Source organism: Pseudoalteromonas sp. BZB3 (genome assembly GCF_040104455.1).
Lineage (GTDB): Bacteria > Pseudomonadota > Gammaproteobacteria > Enterobacterales > Alteromonadaceae > Pseudoalteromonas.
This window is the reverse complement of record NZ_JBECOS010000002.1, coordinates 78,681-97,108: the sequence shown is the minus strand read 5'-3', so window position 1 is coordinate 97,108 and position 18,428 is coordinate 78,681. Positions and strand designations below refer to the sequence as shown.

Genomic DNA, 18,428 nt, shown 5'->3' with positions numbered 1-18,428 from the left:
ATTTAAGTTGTTGTAATCTTCGTCGATAAAAGTATTCATTGGTTGCACATTTAGTTGTTATATCTATCACTGTTAATTAAGTGATTACTTTAGTATTGCTGTTTATATCAGCACTTGTTTAGAACGATTAAGTTAAAAGCTGCAAGGTGTACTCCTAGTATTATTAAATGGAAAAGTTAAGTTATGTTTAAAGATGTCAGTGACCTTGCCAGTTGTGAAGTGTTAATCGTTGATGACTCGGAGCTGATGCGTAGGCTGCTAGTTGGGTGTCTGCAAGAAATATGTAATGTTAAAACTGTCGAGTCAGCTGAGCAAGCAATCATCTATTGCCAAGAAGAGCAGCCAGACTTAGTTTTGATGGATTGGGTACTAGAAGGTATGTCAGGGCTTGAGGCCTGTAAAAAGATGCAAGTAACGCCTAAGTTATCTGAAATCCCGATAGTATTTGTGACCTCTAATGCTAACGAAGAGAGCCAGCTTCAGTGCTGGGAAGCGGGTGCTGTGGACTTTGTGCCTAAACCGATTGTGCCGAAAACGCTGCAAAACAGAGTAAAAACTCATCTTAAATACAAACTTCAAGCCGATGTTTTACGGAACTACTCTTTCATCGATGGTTTAACCGGTATTTATAACCGTCGCTTTTTTGATGCAGAAGTTGAAAGATTGTTAAAACAGCATCATCGTGCAGATCATGCACTTTCAATGATCATGATCGACATTGATTTCTTCAAGAAGTACAACGACTATTATGGGCATTTGGCGGGGGATGATGTGCTCAAACAAGTAGCAAGCAAGCTAAAAGAAATCGTTAGACGACCGCTTGATACTGTATGTCGTTATGGTGGTGAGGAGTTTGTAGTGCTGTTGCCTGATACCCCTTTGCAAGGTGCGAAGATTATTGCCAAAACATTAGTACGAGCAATCGCGGGTATGGCGCTAGAACATAGTCAATCTGAGCATAGCGTTGTGACTATTAGCGCAGGCGTTGCGTCAGCCACCAAGACATGTGCTTCGGTTGAATCATTGATTAAAAGTTCAGACGATATGCTTTATTACGCAAAAGGCGCTGGGCGCAATACCTATAAGTGTACAGATTAAATACTGACAGGCGGTGCAGAAGGTTTAGATAAAATATAAATCATCACCGCCACTTCGATACTTGCAACAAGAATTAAAACCCATAGTGCTGGTTGGCTATAAAGTAAGATAATGTATCCAAGTGACATACCACAGCCTGCTCCCCATTTTCCTTTTGTAGGGATCACTTGATGCTCATGCCAAAGTCTCAGAGTCTCACCAAACTTAGGATGTGTGAGTAGCCAGTTGGCGAATTTAGGAGACGAGCGAGTAAAACAGGCAAGTGCGAGAATAAAAAAGATTGTTGTTGGCATCACAGGTAAGGCCATCCCCAGAAAACCAAGACCTACAAAAATTATCCCTGCAGCATGCAGCCAAAAGCATTTATTAAAGAGTTTAGAACTACTTTTGCTCATTAATTAGTCTCGCTAACATGTAATATATTAAGCTTATCACAGACTTATTGGTTTGCGAGTTTTTCAATAGCATTGATGTATGACGTTTGCGTGAAGATGCTTCATTTAGACGTTTATGTGTTTACTCTGAGTGGAGTTATTCGGTAATGTAGTTGAGATATCAAAATTTTGAAATTAGGTGAATTATGGAACTTTCAGCATCAGTTTCTATCCAGCGCACGGAGTCTGGGCTTGAGTATTTAAATGTCGATGGTCCGCGTTGTAGTGCCAAAATCTTTTTACAAGGTGCACAACTGACAGAGTTCACGCCTGTTGGCAAAGGTAATTTGATCTGGGTGTCAGAAGATGAAGATTATTTAGAGGGCAAAGCCGTTCGTGGTGGTATTCCTATTTGCTGGCCATGGTTTGGTGTACACAGCGCCCCTGATTGGCCAATTCATGGGGTGGCACGTAAATTAATGTGGCGTGCAGAAGAAGTAAATGAAAGCGATGAGGTTATTGTGATTAAGCTTTCTTTACCTATGACCTTGGTTGATGAGACTTACTGGCCGCATAAATCCAAGCTTGAAGTTGAATTTCATTTAACTGAACAGCTAAAAGTTAGCCTTACAAATACGAATCTGGGAGATGCTTCATTTACTTTAACTCAAGCGTTGCATACCTACTTCCCTACGCCAAACATTGAGGCGACGACTGTGGATGGCTTACAGGGCGCCAAGTTTATTGAGTTTGGTGAAGGGCCATTTGATCAAAGTGAAGTTGTCGGTTTCGCCCGTGAAACAGACATGGTGTATACCCAAGCTGCACCGGTTCAAATTATTAGAACACCAGACGGTAACATCGCAGTGGGTCGTGAAAGCTCCACATCTTGCGTGCTCTGGAATCCGTGGATTGAAAAGTCTAAGCGTTTAAGTAATTTCAGAGACGATGAATATAAAACCATGCTGTGTTTGGAAGCTGCAAATGTGATGGATGACGCAGCCACAGTAGAACCAGGGCAAAGTCATACTCTGATAACTACATTGCGCTGGGTATAAACACTTTTAATTAATTTGAAAAAAGCTGCATTGAATGATGTGGCTTTTTTATTAAACATCACTTGATAATGATTCTTATTTGCATATAATCAATTGTAAGGATGGTGCCTGGTATAGAACAAATTAAAGGAGAGGGTGATGATCTTTGTTTTAAGTTTAGCTGTCGTTGTATTAATGATAATGGCTTTAGTCAATATCAGAGCGTACACACCGCTATTTAAATATTTGCATCATATTGCGACTTGGTTAGCGGCGGCAATCATAGCCAGCGCTATGTTTTATATGGGACTAAGTATGCTGTTGGCGGTCACTATGTTTGTGGTGGCTGGTGGTATTTTGGCGTTATTTATCACTTTGGCAAAGCCAGAGCAGGGCGAGAATAGCTTTTTCTGAGCTCCCTTGGTTTTGGCTACATAACACCATGTTACAATTTCATACGGCTTGCCTACATTCTTAACAATGTGATTCCCTTATGCTTATACGCATATTTGAGAAAGGATCACGGAACATGCATTCAGTTATGAAAAAAGTCGCCCTTGGCTCACTCATGTCTTTGTCGAGTATGAGTTATGCCGCGCCGATGTGGCAAACCATAGAAACCGAACATTTCAATGTGCATTACACGCAAGGACATAAGCGCTGGGCAGAGTCTGCCGCACACGAGCTTGAGTTAGTTCGCAATAAAGTACTTGAGCAGCAAAATCGTAGTCTAGACGCCAAAGCCGATGTGGTGGTCTTTGACCCTAACCATGGTGCAAACGGCTTTGCTATTCCAAGTACCGATCAACCTCTAATGGCGTTATTTACCACGCCACCGCAATCAGACACCGTGATCTCTAACAGCAGTGGTTGGCAACAGCTATTGATTTTGCATGAGTACATTCATTTGGTGCATTTATCTCAACCTAACCGCAGTACATGGCGACAAACACTTCGTGATGTATGGGACCCATACGATATCGCGCTTGCGATCATGCCGCGCTGGGTGGCAGAAGGGTATGCCACCTTGATGGAGTCGAAAATGACAGGGCGAGGTCGTTTATTTGATAACTACACTGAAGCCCTCCTCACAGAATTCGCTCGCCAAGGCGCATTATTGCCTTATTCAGCGCTCAATAATGGTGACGACAGTTATTTGAGTGGCTCAATGGCATATTTAATCGGTGTGCGATACTTGGCATGGCTTGAAAAGAGCTATGGTGAGCAGACCCTAGACGCTGTTTGGACTCGTATGCAGGCGGTGGAGTCTCGTGATTTTGACGAGGCGTTTAAGGGCGTATTTGGCGACCATCCAGCAAAACTATATAAGCGCTTTGTCGCCGAATACACTTACCTGAGTATGGCTTCTGCGCAAGACTTACCTGAGCTGGACGCTAAGTTATGGCATGATTTTAAGTTTGACGCTAAAAACTTGCGCTTATCGCCGAGTGGGGAACTCATTGCCGTCACTGAACGCGATAGTAAGGGTCGCACTGAGCTTAATATCTATGCGACAAAAGACAATGAAAAAGCTGAAAAAGACTTCAATGAAAAGCAAAAGGCCTTACTTGCGGCAGATCCTAAAGATGTGGCAGATAATGTGCCAGAGACCTTTGGCAGAATAAAAAAGCACACCCTGACGCCAAGTAATTTTTCAGGCATTCGCTATGCGCGTTGGAAAGACGAAAATACTCTGTATTTCGTGGCATCGGTGCAAAAACCAAATGATCAGCATACAGTGCAAGGTGAATTATTTCAGTGGACGCTCGATGACAACCAAGTCACACAATTAACGACTGATGCCGGTATTCGTCGCTTTGCGATAGATAAAAATAACAACGCTATTGTGGCTGAAAAAGTACGCTTTGGTTATTCACACTTAGTGAATTTAGAGCTTGGCAATGGGTCTGAAACCATACTCTCAAGCAATCAACTGGGCGACACATACGATTATCCTGAGCTCTCTGAAAATGGCAATAAACTGGCCTATTTAAAATCAGAGCTGAATCAAAATTGGCAGTTGTATGTGCGAGATATACAAACACAAAACAGCTTTCAAGTACCAACGCCTAAAGATTACCAATTCTTAACTCAGCCCTGTTGGTCCAAAGACGATAAAACCTTGTTCTACGTAGCGGGCGTAGAGGGTGCGATTAACCTATATGCTTATGACTTTAGCAAGCAGCAGTTGTTGCAGTTAAGCCAAGGTCAGCATGTGGTGAGCTTTCCACAGCAGTTAAACGACAGTGAAATGCTGTATTTAAGTGTTTCATCAGAAGGTCCAGATGCTTACACGCTGGAGATTAATAATACTGCCCGCTTGGTCACTGAGTTGAGTGACACTAAGCAAGCCCCTAAACTTTCAAATGCAGCTGTGCAACTTGATGATGCCCAAATTTATCAGCAGCCATTGCAAAGTAAACCCTATGATAAATGGGAGCACAGTGCATCCATGACCTTGGGCTCGCAGTATTACAGTGCCAGTACGGAAGTGTTGCATCTGGGAGTAAAAGGGTCTGATTTCTTGGAAGAAGTAAGCTGGCATGTTGGGCTAAGTAAAAGCTTGGGCGACAGCACCCTAGTTGGTGGTTTTGCCGATGTAAAAATGCAACAAGGCAACACCGAGTGGCAGGCAAAGGCGTTTTCATTTGAACTAGATACCGCAGCGCAAAGTCGTGGGGCAGAAGTTGCTTCAATGGCACCGCATACACTGCAACAAACAGGGCTTAGCGCACAGGTTAGTCATAGCTATCGCCAAAATATGCTGTCATTGACCGGCCATGCTTCCGTACATGCGAGTGAACTAGACACAGGCTTAGGAAACCAAGACGAACGCTGGTTGCGCCTTGGACTGGAGCAAAGCTGGCAATATGACAAGCAGGCATTTGCGATTGGCCAGCAACTCAATGCCCAGTGGCTAGATGGTAAATCAGGCGATGTAGACTGGCAGGGCTATAACCTAGCAGCGACAATATTCGGTAAAGCGTTCCATATGCCTTTGTATATACAAGCTGAGCAAGCGAAGCGAGAAGATACATTGTTGAATCTAGGGGGCTTTAGATCGAGTCTGATTGACCAAAACGTCATGGCAAATACTATCTATAAGCCTGACTTACCTTTCTTTGCCGGTGTTGCTGAGCGTTATCAAGGTTATGGCGGAGGCGTGGCAATGTCAGAAGGTGCGCCTTGGCTTTACTACCAACAGCACCAATTAGATAACCAAGTGTTTGGGCAAAGCTATGGAGTTAAATGGACCACCTGGTTTAATGGTCGCGATTGGAGTGCGATATTCGCTCCTGCGGGGATCAGTGATCTACGTATTGATATAGGCTTAAGCCGCGTTGAAAGCGAACGTTTTGAAAATGAAAACCGCGCATGGCTTGGGCTTTGGTTTGATTTGTAGGCGTTAATGACTTGTTGGGTTATTAAAGCAGGCTTCTTTGGTAACCCATCTTATAAGGCTCTGTTTTATAAATAGTCAGCTTTTAGTTTTGAGTCATAATTAACATCCCAAAGTTGTTTCCAAAAAAGGGGCTGTTTGAATTATACTATTGCGATAAAGGAACTAATCTAGCAATAACGGTATGGATAAGTCACTCGAAACAATATTATTTGAAATTAGCCAAAGCCCAGAAATTGCTGGGCTTTTTTAACTATAGAATACTAAAGTGTGAGCTCGAGAGACTTCAGCTTAGCTTCGTACATCCCCGTTTTTTCTTGGGAATCAGACATTTTGATAGCTTCTTCTAAAGCGACTTTAGCTAAATCATGATGACCTTGTAAGTAGTGAACTTTGGCCAATTCAAAATGTGGTTCTGGTAGGTAAGGGTAGTGTTCAATGATTGAATTGAGTATTCGTTTTGCTTTGCTAAATTGCTTTTTATTTGTTGCTTTAATCGCTACTTGTAAATAATCAAATGGAGTTTTTGCTACTCTCTCGAGTTCAGTTTCAAGCCTTTCTTCTAATTCAGCATCGCCAAGTTGGGTGGCTAAATAACGATATGAAGCGATAAGGTTGCTACTTAAAAGTTCATGTTCGAGTGCAAATTCAAATAGCTTCTTTGCTGTATCTGTATCTCCAGCACGGCGATGCAAAATGGCTAACAGGTTTATAAGCTCTGGATTGTGAGGGGTGAATTTAAAGGCCTCGCTTGTAAAAGAGTAGCTTAAATCAAAATCTTCTTTGATGAGCGCTTCGGTTGCTAAATTCGCGTAAAATTTTGCAACTAGGCTCGAGTACTTTGCATTCCCGACATAAAAAGTGTTTTGCTGTGGGAAGTAGTCAACAACAGTGCCTGCTCTTATAATTTCAATCCAATTCTCATCTTCTGGTTCTTCTTTGGGCGCGAACAATTTGGTGTTGAAGTGTGATGATACCAGCATTAAGTCTTTTTCTTTCTTAAAGATAGGGTAAGTAGAAACCTCACGAAAACTTGTCTCTATACCGGCTATATTTGCGTAGGCTTGAGTTAACACAGCTAGACTGACACAATTGCCAGCTTGCTTGCTAAAAGCAACGGTCGCGGTAAGCGTTTCACCGTCGTAAGTGAACCCATCAATCGAGCTTTCTAAATACTTTGAAATGGCAGTATCTGCTCTGACCCCTTTGAGTATTAGTTGATTATATTTTTCTAAAAACTTTGTTTGCTCAGTTTCTGGTAGCGAGAAGATCTCCTGTTCACTGGGAACGGGTTGAGATTTAAATAAGGTATGATTTGCCAATGAGATTGGAGAGGGAATGACGATTTTTTGTTCTGGCTTTGGTTGTGTTGAATTACAACCCAGCAACAAAGGGATGATGAAAAAACACACAATTAAATAACGCAAAATACAGCTCCTTGTTATCTGTCAATCTAGCTTTGCACTGCTCGATTTCTATTCTTACCTTGTATGCTTGTATTTGTAAAGTTATCAACTAAAATGCGCGCCCACTTTAAATTATCAATAAAAATCAGTGTTTTACATCTTGTTTTATTGATGGTTACGCCTTTTTTACTTGTTCACAATATCGTTACAGGAGCCAGCGTTGTTCGACTACTTGCCGATCGTTTCATCCCTTATTTTAGTTTTTAGCTTTTGGCCTTTAATTAATAAAGTGCGCCGTAACCGCAGTGTGTCAGGGCTGTCACTGATGATGATGAGTTTTGGTGTGGCACAGAGTAGTTACTTTATTGCTTACAATTTGTTTTTTGACCGCTTGTTTATGGTGTTGCCATTTGTGGTGACCGGCGCCTTGAGTGCGCTGATCTTATATTACTTTGTGCGTTATAACTCAGATGAAAAGCAACGTAGGCAGTTGGCGATAATGCTGTTGTGCTCGGTACTGCCTTTTGGGCTGTTATTATTACCCAATACCGATGCGGCAAGTTTGTTAAATGGCCTAACCTATGTGGGTTTAGTGATGAGCTCAGTTAGGGTTATGCCACAAACTTATAAAACGATTAAAAGTGGGGATGTGTCGAACTTGAGTGCCCGCTACTTTTCGCTGCAGTTTATTGCAGGTTTAACCGGATTGAGTGCAGAGTTACATATGACGCAGGTAAGTGTGGCACACGTACTCACGTTTGTGATGATCTTACTGACCAATGCTGCGCAGATGGCGTGTATTCATTACTATCGCCGCCCTGCGCTGGCCTAAACTTGCGCATAATAAAGATCAAAGTGGCAAGCGTATTGTCACTTTTGCACCGCCTTGGTGGTTACTCAAAGAGAGCTCACCACCATGTCTCTCTATAATGTCTTGGCAGATAGCAAGGCCAAGTCCATGTCCCGATGGTTTAGTTGTGTAAAGCGGTGTGAGTGCATTGCTTAAATTGGCAAAACCTGGGCCGTTATCGCAGACTGTGATCTGTTGCCAACTACCTATGACTTGATTTTGTATTGTGACTTTTGCATCTGACTCGGCTGCTTCTTTGGCATTCTTAAATAAGTTGATCAGCACTTGTTCGATTTGTATTGCATCAGCAATTAGATTAGTGGCGCCAGAATAGTAAAGCTCAACTTTCTGCTCATCTGCGCACGCTTGAACGATCCCTTGTAAATTAAAATGCTGAGCATGTGGCTCAGGTAACCGACTCAAAGTAGCGTAACTTTTTATGAAGCTCAGTAGTGCCTCGCTGCGGCTTTTGACACGAGTTAGAGCCTGGCGAGTTTGTGATTCGGGCAGTGGCTCATATTCTAATAAGGTCTCTGCCATCGAGCTCATAGGAGCCAGAGAATTAGTGAGTTCGTGTGATAAAATACGAATCAAATCAGCTTGGCTCTGGCGCTTGGCTTTTTGTAATTGCTCACCAATAAACAAGGCGCTTACCAGCGTGTAACCTTGCTCTTTAAGCTTAAATAATTGTAACTGCCATTGTTGATTAAAATCATCATGACAGACATTATTCTGCGAGATTTTAAAGCCTGTTTGTACCTGTGGCATGCCGGTGAGTAATGGTAGATTTACCGCCTGATGCATGCTGTGGTTAAAAAAGCACAGCTTTTGTTGTTCATCGAATACTGCAATCGGTGTAGGCCAGCTCTGCAACAGTGAAAAAAACAGTGGCTGTTGCTGTGCTTCATCTTGATGAAATAGATTGCTCAGTTGCATACCAAGTTGCGCAATGGGGGCGCTGTGATCGGTAAAGTTTAAACTGAGATTGGTTTGCCCTTGTTGTTTAGCATTCACAAAGGCTTGTAGTTGTTTTATGGGTTCAAACCAAGCCAAATATATGCGGTACGCTATGTAGCTGAACAAATAAGCTAAGACTGAAAATACACTGGCAGTGAGTAACACATCGCTGCTCCATGTATAAAGTAAAGCGCTGCTCAAAGTGAGCAATAACAGTACAGAAGCAGTTAAGAGCGTTTTTACTTTGAAAGTTTGAGTATGTCTCATGGCTTACTCTGGCAAATCGATTTGATATTTTTCTAAGCGACGATAAAGCGCATTACGAGAAATACCTAGTACCTTGGCAGAGGCACTGATCTGCGACTCATTCGCTGCTAGCACATCCAGAATGCGCTGCTTTTCGAGTGCTTCTAAGGTCATTGCTGGCACTTCAGAGGTTTGCTCTGAATGCATCGTTTCAATCAACAAGTGTGTTTCATCAATGGACTCGTTTTGACAGATGAGCACAGCGCGCTCAAGGGTGTGGCTTAATTCTCTGACGTTGCCCGGCCAGTCATGTGAAAGTAGTCGCTGGCTAGCTGTTTGGTCGAGAGTTGGTCGAGCTTTGTTATATTTTTGGCTGTATTTATCAATAAAGTACTCGGCAAGAGGCAAAATATCCGCCTGTCTGCCTCGCAGCGGTGGTAAGATGATAACAAAGGTATTCAGTCGATAATATAAGTCTTGACGAAATTGCTGATTAGCAATGGCTTGCGGAATATCCTGATTGGTTGCTGCAATTAAGCGCACATCAACTTTGCTTGGCGCACTCGCGCCCAGTGGCGTAAATTGTCCAGTTTCTAATACTTGCAATAATTTAGGCTGTAAATGAATGGGCAGCGCTCCTATTTCATCCATAAATAAGCTACCCGACTGGGCTTGGCTAAATGCCCCTAAACGGTCAGCCTTGGCATCGGTAAAAGCACCTTTTTGATGACCGAATAGCTCGCTTTCGAACAAGTTATCTGTGATGGCCGCCATATTTAAGTTGATCAGGGGAGCTTGGCGACGGTGGCTGAGTTGGTGAATACGTTGTGCAAGTTGTGATTTGCCTGTGCCGTTTTCACCCAGGATCAGTAAGTTCGCGTCTGTTTGTGCCAGTTGTTGAACCAATTGCTCAATTTGTTGCATTTTCTCAGAATGTGCCACCCAAGCTGAAGTGCTATCACTTTGTACTTTGGTAGGTTCAATATGCCGGGCGATCTGTGCTAATAAGGCGTCCTTGCGCCATGGCTTTTCAACAAAGTCTTTTGCGCCGAGTTGCATACCTTTTACCGCAAGTTCAATGTTTGCCCACGCGGTCATTAAGATGACCGGAATATTCAATGCTGTAAGCTCAGGCAGTAAGGCGAGGCCCTCTTGACCTGAAGTGGTGTCGCGAGAGAAGTTCATATCAAGCAAAATTAAGTCGGGGGTCAAACGCGTTAATACTTGTTGGCAGGCAAATGGGTTTTCGGCTTCAACAACACGGAAACCGGCTTGCTCGAGTAATAAACTGAGCGCGAAACGTATGTCGTCATGATCGTCGACAATTAAAATGCAGGGCTTTGATATGGGCATGAATATATGTACTTCTTTCTAGGGCGGCCACCATAGCCGCCCGGTCCATGATTCAGAGAATAGGTATTATAACTCTCTTAGAGCACGCATCGGGTCGGCATTGATAATACCCCAAACAACCCAAGTAATGGCTGAGAGTACGATAGCAAGCAAGGCAAAACCAAACAAGCCCAGTGCCGTCCAAGAAAGTGCTGGCAGACTACTGTGGTTTTGCTGCAGCACGCCATAGCCAATACTTGATAACGCAATGGCTATACCAGCAGCGATCAGTAATAAAGGCGTGATGCTTTGCAAAGTGCGCTTCAGTAATGATACACGAGTTGCCCCTGTTGCCATTCTGATGGCCAGTTCAAAACGTTTTAATTCACTAAAACCAACCGCCATGGCATTTGAGCCAACAAAGGCCAGTAACAAGGTTAATACGCATAAACCTGAAATAAAGTAAAAGCGAATGCGATCTTGTTCGATATGGTTGTCCCAAATTGATGCCAGTGAGTCAAACTGTAATTGTTTTACCTTTGGATGTGCACTTAGCATGGCGGTTTCAAGCTCTGACTGCTTGAACGTCTGTCCCTCAGGCAATTGCATTATGACGTAAAGACCAGCTTCTGCTGTATTAATAATGGGAGCCATTAAGGTTGGATAGCCACGGCCTTTATTAACAATACTATAATGGTCAGCTACAACACCGATAATTTGTAAAGTTCCTAATTGCTTGCCAATGGCTGATTCAATCGTACCATCCTGAGATAATTGCAATGCCAAAGGTTCATTAATAATCGCGACCTGTGCTAAAGAAGTTTGCTCCTCCGCTGTGATGTTACGACCTGCCAGAAGCTTTAAGCCAAACGCGTTTAAATAATCTGCGCCTACGTTCTTATACATATAAGTAATTTGTTCATTCGTATCGGCATCGAAGTTCATAGAAATCATCATGTTTGAACCAAATGGTTCACCTTGAGAATCGAGTATATTCAGCTGCGGCTGAATGCTTAATGCAGCAGATGATAACTGTGCTTTGATATCAAGGATTTCTAAGTTGCGGCGCTGTTGTTCCTCTGTTCTTTGTTGTTCTTCTGTCGGTAGCGGGGTATCTAACCCTTCAAGGTCAACTTGCACCATCATGGTATTACCTGGCGTGAAGCCTAAATCGACGTTCACCTTGTTGTAAGTGGCTTCGGCTAAGAGAGCAGTACCTGTCATGATCAATGCGGCTGAGCTTAATTGAGCGATAAATAATGCTTTTGTCAGCGGGCTCATTTTGCCAGCATTCACCCCTTTGTTAGAGGTATTGATATGTTGATTCAGCGCCCTCGAGTCGCACTGAAATATGGCAGACAGAGAGAAAACAGCATTGATGATCAAGACAATGAAGATGGCCATACTCACAGTCACGAGATCTAAATTTACCAGTGAAAGCATTTCAATATTGCCACCGCTGATAATAGGCAGAGCACGAATAAGCCAAGCACAGGCAAACAGGCCAACGAGTGCAGAGAGTAAGAACAGCGGTAGATTTTCTAAAAAGGCGATGATAAATAAGCGCTTTCTCGGAGAGCCGAGGCATAAGTGGGTGGCAAATTCTTGCTCGCGCTGTTGATAGTGAGACAAGAATAAGTTGAATAAGTTTAAGGTCGCCATGAACAGCAATGCAGACACTGAGATAAATAGAAAAACAATCAGTGTGTTTTGATCTTTCATTAAATGTGCGCGATAAAGCTCAACTTTGCTAGATGTGCCCATTTGCTCAAGCATATCTACATAAGTTGTTAACTCAGCCTCATACTTTGTGAATAAGTGCTGCCAAAATTGGGTGAGCATTTCTTCGGTAAATACTTGATTTTGCGTTTTAATAAACAGTTTATTTGAACCGCCAAAGCGATTTGAGGGGGCATCAGCTAAGTGACTCGCTAAATCAAAGAACTGCCACGTTTGCTGCGAAACGATATCATCCATACTATAAAACGAGCGAAAATCAGCGAATACCCCTCGAATAAGCAACTGGTTTCCTTCTAATTCTAATTGTCGACCGATCACATTTGAGCTGCTGGCAAAAGCGTTACGCCATAGACTCTCAGATATCCACACTGCACCCTCTTGATTACTCAAGTTTGGCATCTCACCAATCAATAGTGGTGTATTGGCAATAACCGTTTGAAAGTTATTTGAAGCTGTGAGCTTAGTAATAGCGAGATTTTGCTCGTTGACCTGTACAAAATTGGCGCGGGCGTGCAAGGTTGCAACCTCACCAATTTGCTTATAATAATCGGCAAATTCGGCGGCACCATGGCGGTTAATAATCGAGATTTTAAAGTCTTCAGAGACCTGTACCTGCCTATCAACGTGATAAATATTTTGCTCGTCTTTAATGTCAGGCAAAGGCTTAAAAATTAGATTGCTGCTCATGGCAACGACTGTCAGCACGGCAGCTAAAGTCAAACTTAATGTGATCAATACCGGCAGGGCTAACCTTGGTTTTGTGATCAGCCTTTGCACCCCATGTGTCAGCGCGCGTTGATATATACTCATGCTACTGCCTCCTGCTGTTCGACTAAGACTTTGCCATCAAATAAACGAATTTGGCGTTTCGCCATACGACTATATCGTTCGTCGTGTGTCACCATGATAATGGTTGTACCTTGGCGGTTAAGCTCTAATAACAGCTGCATCACGGCATCACCATTTTGACTGTCTAGGTTACCTGTTGGCTCATCCACGAGTAGCAAATCGGGTTCACCTACTAAAGCGCGTGCAATCGCAACACGCTGTTGTTGTCCGCCAGAAAGCTGGCTTGGCGTGTGATCTAAGCGACCTGTCATATTAACGGCGGCAAGTTGTTTTTCTACGGCGGATTTAATGTCTTTTTTGCTCGCGCCACGATGTTCAAGTGGCAATGCCACGTTTTCGAATACAGTTAAGCTATCGATCAAATTAAATGACTGGAATACATAGCCAATATGCTTATTTCTGACTTGCGAACGCTGATCGACGTTGAGGTTTTTTGTGTCTATGTCTGCCAACACATACTGACCGTCAGATGCGGTATCAAGTAACCCTAAAATACTGAGTAATGTCGATTTACCACAGCCTGAAGGACCAGAAATAGCAATGAATTCGCCTTCTTGAATTTGTAACGACACATCTTGCAACGCATGCGTGTTTACTTGTCCTTGCTGATAGATTTTGTTGATGTTGTTAATGGTCACTAAAGTTTTCATGTGCGTTCCTTATAGTTTGTCGTTATCAAGCGCAAGCTGACTGAAATTATGCCACTGACTGAGATCAGATGTGATAACTATGTCACCGACTTTTAGGCCTGAGTGAATGAGAAGGTATTGTTCGCTCAGCTCACCAAAGCGAACTTGTGTTTGTGTAAGCTGCGCTTGCTGAGCTGTTTTTTTGTAAAGCGGTTGTGTGCCTAAAGGCGAGAGGCCCGGACGTTGTGCGATATAGAGCGCATTTTCAAGGTGTTCTAAAAACACTAAGGCATTAACTGGCTGTGCAGGGCGTAAGTTAGCCGGCGCGCCTTCAGCAAAGTGAACTTCGGCAATGATAAACCCGTTTTCAACTACTGAACCGAGTTGTTGCACAGTGCCCGAAAATGCCCCTTGTGGATGTTTTAAGTTAACTTGCGCGCCCAGTTGTACGCGTTCAGCAAGACGTTGGGGAATATTAATGCGCGCCATTAACTGAGACTTAGAGCCAACACGTGCCATGGCCTGACCTTGAGATACGCGCTGCCCAAGTTCAATATCGAGCTGCTGTAAAGTGCCTTCGATGCCTGCTGTGACGGTGAGGTTTGCCACTTTATCGGCAATGAGTGTCACTTGTTTTTGCTGTTGATTAAGCTGTATTTGTTGTTGCTCAAGTTCAAGTTTGTGCATTTCTTGCTGCTTTTCGAAACGATATTGCGCGAACTGCAATCGTTTTTGCAGTTGCGATAAACGTAGCTCAGCACGTTCTAACTCTATTTTGGCGGCGATCCCTTGTTGCGCGAGTCGCTGGTTTACATCTACATCGAGTTGTGCAGCCTGAATTTGGCTTTGCATATCGGCCAGATCGGCTTGAAAGTTCAGTTGTTCGTTTTGCTTTTGTAACTTAAATGCCGCGAATTCTGAGTGCATACGCTCTAGCTGTGATTGGCTTTCAAAGAGTTGCTGGTCAAGATCTGGATTACTTAACTTTGCGATGATGCTGGTTGGCGTTACTTCTGCACCTGCGCGTATAAAGATTTCTGTAACCTGTGCGGTTTCGGGCGCACTGATCAAGCGCTCGTACCGTGAAGCATATTCTCCGAGTACAGGAATTTTAATATCAAGCGGGCCTTGTTGAACTGTGGCTGTTTCGAGTTCAGCGGTCCTTAAAGTCGGTATTGACGGGCTATTTAGCCAGAAAACGAGTAATGCAAAAGTCATTAACCCCGCGGTTAGCCAAATATATTTATGTTGTTTAGGTTTGTGCTGAGTGGTGGTCGAAATATCCATGTAAAACCTGCATATAAGTAACGATGCTAAGGATTAAGGAAGTCTTGTGCCAAAATTTAAAGTCATTAATTATCAATTGCTTGTGGTCTTTTGTGAGTGGTTTCTAGATGACGTGTGTGCGGTAACGAACAAGGAGTGTTCGATTTCGGGCAACTCTGACTCAATCGGTAGATATTTACACCTTGTTGCATTTTAAATTGATTATGATTTTCGAATATTGGGACTAACCGCTATATTAGGATGAGTTAAATTATTACCAAGGTTGGGGTGGAATGTTTGTGTTGATTAAGACCTTACTTTTTAAATTGTTTAAACAGCAGGCCAGCAAAAAAGTGGCGGGCATTGTAGTTGAAAAAGCGATGCAACAAGGTATGGCATATATGGCGAAACGCGGCGAGCAGACTGAAGATGACACCATGTTGTTTGCTGCGGCGTTAAACAGCTTGGCCAACAAAGGGCTAGAAGACGGCGTTTATCCACTTGAGTGTGGGCAAAAGCGCTTTAATGTGACCATACGAAATCAAGGTATTGTGGCTATTCAGCCGATCGAAGCCAGTAAAATGCAGTTGTTCAAGACATAGATTACTTAGAACAAATAAATAAAAAGGCCAGCATAAACTTCGCTGGCCTTTTAACATCACAATGCAAACTGAGTGATTAAGCGTCTAATGCCTTCTCGATTAAGCGCTTAATGTAAGCATGATGTGCTTTAGTGGCTGTGTCAGCGCCCCAAGGTGCACTCATGTCATTAATTTGTTGTAACTGATATAACGCTGCTGCTTTAGCAAGGTTGTCATATCGGCTTGGTTTACCAAGGCCTGCAGCTTTGATTAAGCGGTTTACATATTCAACCTGTAGGTTTTGGCTGAATGTGCTTAATGCTTTGCTCTTCACAAAAATGCCAGCGGTTAAATCAGTCATAAAGTCGTTTAACGCGTACTCATTACCGTACAGCGCCGTGTCAGATAAACGCTGTAACACATTTGGGTGTAACAGTTGGTTTAGCACTGATTTCTGCATGCCTAAGACCATTTTGTGCGCTTTCGGATCTTCGTTCCTACCATAGTGGTTGAAGCCACGACGTTGTTGCTGCATGTAGTTATACAGAGGCTGCATGTTTGCCAATACGTTTGGTGCAAATACTTTGTCAGCAAGTGCTTGCATCGCTTCTTTTTGGCGCGCTAGAGGTACAGGTGTGAATGGTTTTACATCATCAGCCGTGCCTACAACGTTACGTTCTACATATACGCCACCAATTTGACGAGAGATCACGTCAGCTTGGCGCTTATATTGGCCGAATAGTACATTTGCTGAGGTTAACAGCTGCTGGTGTGATTCGCCTTGTACACGTGCAGTGTCAGTTAGCTTGCCTAGTAGGCTGTCGATAAGCTCCATGCGGTCAACACCGTAGGCCACTGGGTTCGACGATAAATCGCCGATCATCACGCGTGGGTCAATATGGCGACCTGGTGCACGCATATCGTCTGCGTCATTACCGAATGTTAGTTTTGGATCGTTTGAGCGAGATAGAATTGCTTCAAGGCGTTTTTCTTCTGCATCAGCCGTGCTTGCTGCAACGCTGTAGCCGTATTCAATTGCCCAATCATCGTAAGGACCCGGACGAGTTTGGAAGATATCACCTTGTTTTTTACCAAGCGGTGCAATGTTCGCTGGTGCATAATCCATCACTGAACCAGTCACGATACCTTGTGTTAGGTTCTTATCATGTACTTCGTTTTCATCCCAGATAATAGACGACTTCATGTTGTGGTTAAGACCTAGTGTGTGGCCCACTTCGTGTAATATAAGTTGCACAAGGGCTTGGCGAAGCATTTCTTTACGCTCGATATCGCTGCCCGTTGATAGGCTGGCTGTCATCATTTCGCCTTGTAGCTCATGACCTAATGAACAGTTCATCGCATCATGTTCGCCTAAATCGGCATTGCTGTGGCTCATTGCACCTTGGCTGTAAAGTGTGTCGTAGATCCAACGGTTCTTCATAAACACATACTCAAGCATGATGTCTGAACCTAAAATCTCACCCGTTAATGGGTGCGCAAGTGCAGGGCCATAACCGCCGAAAGGAGGGCGAGGTGATGATGTCCAACGTAGCACATTGTAGTTAATGTCCCCGGCATCCCAATCTGCATCATCAGGTTGCACTTTTACAACTAATGCGTTTTTGAAACCGATTTTCTCGAATGCACTGTTCCAAGCCAATACGCCGTCACGGACTGTGTCACGCCATTCAACTGGCGTGGTGTTTTCAATCCACCACACAATTGGCTCTACAGGCTCAGATAATTCAGCACTTGGATCTTTTTTCACTAAGTCCCAACGCTTGATCACGTCATTGTAAGGTGTCCAATCAGGAGATGTCATCACGTCGAATTGATTTGTGAAGTAACCAATACGCGCGTCGTCTTTACGTGGCTGATAATCGTTTTTAGGTAACGCAACAAAGCTGTGTTGAACTTTGACAGACACAGAACGTGGATCTGTTACTGCAGCAGAACCACGTACACTTGGATTTGGATTACTAAACACATAATCAACAACAATGTCTAAGTTGTTTGAATATGGACGCTGTTTGATGATGCGAGATTTTTTGCTATCAAGCTTGCCCACGTTAAAGCGTTTGCTAGCATTTTTATCACCAGCGCGCTTCCAAGGCGATACTTTATGCAGTGATTCACTTAAGAAGATTTTGTCGGCTTTAAATGCGATCTTACCATCTTCTTGCTTTTCAATTTTTACACTCGCCAGTACCGCTTCACTGATGTTTGCTTCGCTTGCACGTGCTAGTGCAGTGTTTTCTTCAAACTGGTAGCGTGGTGTTTTGCTGATGATATCGATGCGGTTGAAATGCTGTCTAAATTCAATCAGTTTAGTTTCGCGGTAGCTACCACGAACATGACCAGCATCCGTTACACCGTCAACGGTATGTGCAAAATACACAAAAGGGGTGTTTAATTGGCTTTCTTCTAAAACCAATAAGTGCTCACCTGTTTTCTTATCTTGGTAAAGCTCAAATACGCCTTTGAATGCGGTTTTGTTTTCAATCAGACTGGCAATGGTCTTTTCTTTTTTATCTTCTTTTTTCTTATCGGCAGCAATGGCTGCTTGGCTAGCAAAAGTCAGTGCTAGCGCAATTGAAAGGGCAGTTTTTTTCATAAGTACGCTTGTTAATTTTTCTTTGGATTTTTTAGTGTACCGAATATGA

14 protein-coding genes are annotated in these 18,428 nt (G+C 43.2%); 6 read left to right on the top strand and 8 right to left on the bottom strand.

Going from position 1 to position 18,428, the window contains the following annotated elements:
• Positions 1-183: 183 nt before the first annotated feature.
• Positions 184-1,098, top strand: coding sequence for a diguanylate cyclase (locus ABMY35_RS02570; protein WP_349284885.1), 915 nt, complete (start codon positions 184-186; stop codon positions 1,096-1,098).
• Here ABMY35_RS02570 and ABMY35_RS02565 read toward each other — a convergent pair.
• Positions 1,095-1,493: a YbaN family protein gene (locus ABMY35_RS02565; RefSeq protein ID WP_349284884.1), complete on the bottom strand. Its 399-nt coding sequence runs from the start codon at positions 1,491-1,493 to the stop codon at positions 1,095-1,097. The two genes, ABMY35_RS02570 and ABMY35_RS02565, sit on opposite strands and share 4 nt — an antisense overlap.
• Positions 1,494-1,678: 185 nt before the next feature.
• Here ABMY35_RS02565 and ABMY35_RS02560 point away from each other — a divergent pair, with 185 nt between their 5' ends.
• The 3 genes from ABMY35_RS02560 (at position 1,679) to ABMY35_RS02550 (ending at position 5,912) form a co-directional block, all read left to right on the top strand.
• Entirely contained in the window at positions 1,679-2,530 is an 852-nt protein-coding gene (locus tag ABMY35_RS02560; protein WP_349284883.1) for a D-hexose-6-phosphate mutarotase, read from the top strand.
• Between the two features lie 138 nt (positions 2,531-2,668).
• The gene (locus tag ABMY35_RS02555) at positions 2,669-2,923 is read left to right on the top strand and encodes a hypothetical protein (RefSeq protein WP_349284882.1); all 255 of its coding nucleotides are present in this window, start codon (positions 2,669-2,671) and stop codon (positions 2,921-2,923) included.
• 115 nt (positions 2,924-3,038) lie between these two features.
• Positions 3,039-5,912, top strand: coding sequence for a hypothetical protein (locus tag ABMY35_RS02550; protein WP_349284881.1), 2,874 nt, complete (start codon positions 3,039-3,041; stop codon positions 5,910-5,912).
• 260 nt (positions 5,913-6,172) lie between these two features.
• Here the strand turns inward: ABMY35_RS02550 and ABMY35_RS02545 are convergent, their stop codons facing one another.
• A complete protein-coding gene (locus tag ABMY35_RS02545; protein ID WP_349284880.1) occupies positions 6,173-7,336 on the bottom strand; it encodes a hypothetical protein in 1,164 nt (387 codons plus the stop codon).
• A 199-nt stretch (positions 7,337-7,535) separates the two neighbouring features.
• Here ABMY35_RS02545 and ABMY35_RS02540 point away from each other — a divergent pair, with 199 nt between their 5' ends.
• Positions 7,536-8,147 (top strand): PQ-loop domain-containing transporter, encoded by a 612-nt coding sequence (locus ABMY35_RS02540; protein WP_349284879.1) that lies wholly within the window; start codon positions 7,536-7,538, stop codon positions 8,145-8,147.
• Between the two features lie 18 nt (positions 8,148-8,165).
• Here ABMY35_RS02540 and ABMY35_RS02535 read toward each other — a convergent pair whose 3' ends face one another.
• The 5 genes from ABMY35_RS02535 to ABMY35_RS02515 form a co-directional block, all read right to left on the bottom strand.
• Positions 8,166-9,389 carry a HAMP domain-containing sensor histidine kinase gene (locus ABMY35_RS02535; protein ID WP_349284878.1) on the bottom strand — a complete coding sequence of 408 codons (1,224 nt, stop codon included), beginning with the start codon at positions 9,387-9,389 and terminating at the stop codon, positions 8,166-8,168.
• Between the two features lie 3 nt (positions 9,390-9,392).
• Positions 9,393-10,721, bottom strand: coding sequence for a sigma-54 dependent transcriptional regulator (locus ABMY35_RS02530; RefSeq protein ID WP_349284877.1), 1,329 nt, complete (start codon positions 10,719-10,721; stop codon positions 9,393-9,395).
• Positions 10,722-10,787: 66 nt separating this feature from the next.
• A complete protein-coding gene (locus ABMY35_RS02525) occupies positions 10,788-13,250 on the bottom strand; it encodes an ABC transporter permease (RefSeq protein WP_349284876.1) in 2,463 nt (820 codons plus the stop codon).
• On the bottom strand, positions 13,247-13,939 hold the full coding sequence (locus ABMY35_RS02520; protein WP_349284875.1) for an ABC transporter ATP-binding protein: 693 nt from the start codon (positions 13,937-13,939) through the stop codon (positions 13,247-13,249). Before ABMY35_RS02520 ends, ABMY35_RS02525 begins: the two co-directional genes overlap by 4 nt.
• A gap of 9 nt (positions 13,940-13,948) precedes the next feature.
• Positions 13,949-15,205 carry an HlyD family efflux transporter periplasmic adaptor subunit gene (locus ABMY35_RS02515; RefSeq protein ID WP_349284874.1) on the bottom strand — a complete coding sequence of 419 codons (1,257 nt, stop codon included), beginning with the start codon at positions 15,203-15,205 and terminating at the stop codon, positions 13,949-13,951.
• Positions 15,206-15,483: 278 nt separating this feature from the next.
• Between ABMY35_RS02515 and ABMY35_RS02510 the strand changes: the two genes are divergently transcribed.
• Positions 15,484-15,786 (top strand): hypothetical protein, encoded by a 303-nt coding sequence (locus ABMY35_RS02510; RefSeq protein ID WP_349284873.1) that lies wholly within the window; start codon positions 15,484-15,486, stop codon positions 15,784-15,786.
• Between the two features lie 76 nt (positions 15,787-15,862).
• Here ABMY35_RS02510 and ABMY35_RS02505 read toward each other — a convergent pair whose 3' ends face one another.
• A complete protein-coding gene (locus tag ABMY35_RS02505) occupies positions 15,863-18,379 on the bottom strand; it encodes a zinc-dependent metalloprotease (RefSeq protein WP_349284872.1) in 2,517 nt (838 codons plus the stop codon).
• Between the last annotated feature and the right edge of the window lie 49 nt (positions 18,380-18,428).